Below are 2,387 nucleotides of genomic sequence, written 5' to 3' on the forward strand. Positions count from 1 at the left end.
TTACATATTCTCAAGATAAATATTTAGAAATTCTTAATAAAGATGTAAATAAAGGATTAACATTAAAGAATGTTTTGGAAGAAAAAGGAATTGAAATGTCAGAGTGTATAGCTTTTGGAGATGCTCATAATGATTTAGAAATGTTAGAACTAGCTGGAGTAGGAGTAGCCATGGGAAATGCTCATGAAGTTTTAAAAAGCAAAGTTCAGTATATCACCGAAACTAATGATAACAATGGAGTAGCAAAATTTTTGAAAAACTTTTATAAAATATAAAATAAAAAAAATCCAAGACAGAAAAAATATCTATCTTGGATTTTTATTTTTTTAAAAAATTATTAAAACATAAGTAAACTAGTTGCCATAACAATCATTCCGCTGATTAGTCCATAGATAGATAAATGGTGTTCGCCATATTTTTCTGCTGCAGGAAGTAGTTCATCTAAGGAGATGAAGACCATGATACCTGCGACTCCAGCAAAAATTATACCGAAAATTAAATCATTCATAAAAGGTAGTAATATTAAATATCCAATTACTGCTCCAAGAGGTTCTGATACTCCTGATAAAAAGGAGTACATAAGAGCCTTTTTTTTACTTCCAGTTGAAAAATAAATAGGGACTGATACAGCTATTCCTTCTGGAATATTATGCAGTGCTATTGCTATTGCGATAGAAATTCCTAGAGTGGGGTTATCTATTGCACTCATAAAAGTTGCTAATCCTTCTGGGAAGTTATGAATACCAATAGCTAATGCTGAGAAGATTCCCATTCTATGCAAACTTCTATTTTTCTCCAGTGTTTTATCATTGATATCTTCAATATTTTTTACCTCATGAGGATTTTCATAACTTGGGATTAATTTATCAATTAAAGCTATTGAAAGCATTCCTCCAAAGAAGGCAAGTACAGTAAAAATTGTTCCATTTTTTTCTCCTGCAAATTTAATAAGTGATTCTTGAGCTGTGGGGAAAATCTCTATAAATGAAACATATATCATAACACCTGCAGAAAATCCAAGTGTCACTGATAAAAATTTTATGTTTGTTCTTTTAGAGAAGAATGCAATAAAGCTTCCAATTCCAGTGCATAATCCAGCACCGAGTGTTAAAAGGAATGCAAATAAAATATTGTTCATATAAATACCTCTTTCTATAAAATTCATTTCACATTGATTATATCAATAAAATATTTGAAAGTCAAAGTAAAATAAAAAGAGAGTGTAATACAAATATTTGAATGGCATTTTAGATGGTTTTGAACACTTTAGGTTGATTTTATAAGTAATTCTACCTTTATAAGGATAAATTCAAACGAACGTTTTAAATTCAAAATTAGAGAGTTAAAAAAATTAACTTTTGTCCAAAAAAATGAAAAAGTAGATATTTACGTTTATTTTTCAAGTGAAATACTTTAAATATGGTCTTAAAGTTATAAAAGTAATTAAAAAAAGAATAGAACATAAATGTCCTATTCTTATGAAAAACTATCTTATAAAGTAATATATCATAATAGCACTAAGAATATATAGTCCAATATGAATTTCCTTTGCTTTTCCAATTAAAACTCTTAAAAATACATAAGCTATAATACCAACACCAACTCCATTTGAAATACTGCTTGTGTAGGCAGTTGTAGCTATCATAAAAAATACTGGAAATGATTCTGAAAAATCTCCATATTCAATTCCTTTTAAAGATTCAAGCATCATTATTCCGATTATAATAAGTACCGGTGCTGTAGCAATGGCAGGAATCATTAAAGCAATTGGAGTAAAAAATAGAGCTGTTAAAAAAATTAATCCTGTAGTTACAGAAGTTAATCCAGTTCTTCCACCTTCGGCAACTCCGGATGCAGATTCAACATAAGTTGTAACAACAGTTGTACCTAAAACAGCACCAACAATTGTGGCAATAGCATCAACTAAAAATGGTTTTTGAATATTTGGTAGATTTCCATCTTTATCTAATAGTCCAGCTTTCTCTGAAACACCTAATAGTGTTCCTAAAGTTGAAAAAAAGTCTCCAACAAAGAAAACAAACATTATAGGTAAGAACTTTATACTTAGAACCTTTGAGAAATCTAGTTTAAATGAAACGTCAGCTATTGATGGAGGTAAAGACATCAGTGATGTTGGAACTTTAGTTATTCCTAAAGGAATTCCAAGTATAGTAACTAACAAAATTCCAATTAGTATAGCTCCCTTAACTTTTTTAACAATTAAAGCGGCAATTATAAATAAACCTATTATAGCTAAAATTGTTTCAGGAGATTTTAAGTTTCCAATGGCGATTTTACCTTTTGAAAGATCCATTAGTTTTGCTGAGCCAAATCCCAATTGAATTAAAAATATTCCTACAACAGCTCCAATTCCTATTTTTAAATTT

General features: G+C 29.2%; 3 protein-coding genes. 1 reads left to right on the forward strand and 2 read right to left on the reverse strand.

Going from position 1 to position 2,387, the window contains the following annotated elements; translation table 11 throughout:
• Positions 1–275, forward strand: a 275-nt coding sequence (locus tag ACRDDY_RS13090) for an HAD family hydrolase (RefSeq protein WP_438565383.1), incomplete at its 5' end; no start/stop codon positions are given.
• Between the two features lie 62 nt (positions 276–337).
• On the opposite strand, the gene zupT is transcribed toward ACRDDY_RS13090, so the two are convergent.
• The gene (gene zupT, locus ACRDDY_RS13095) at positions 338–1,138 is read right to left on the reverse strand and encodes a zinc transporter ZupT (RefSeq protein WP_438565384.1); all 801 of its coding nucleotides are present in this window, start codon (positions 1,136–1,138) and stop codon (positions 338–340) included.
• Positions 1,139–1,486: 348 nt separating this feature from the next.
• Positions 1,487–2,387 (reverse strand): NCS2 family permease (locus ACRDDY_RS13100; RefSeq protein WP_438565385.1); only part of this gene is annotated, 901 nt, incomplete at its 5' end.

The organism is Clostridium sp. (assembly GCF_051656525.1).
Lineage (GTDB): Bacteria > Bacillota > Clostridia > Clostridiales > Clostridiaceae > Clostridium.

Bases quoted from the DNA above. Each gene is read 5' to 3' on its own strand.
- zupT (WP_438565384.1), bottom strand. From the start codon at position 1,138: ATGAACAATATTTTATTTGCATTCCTTTTAACACTCGGTGCTGGATTA.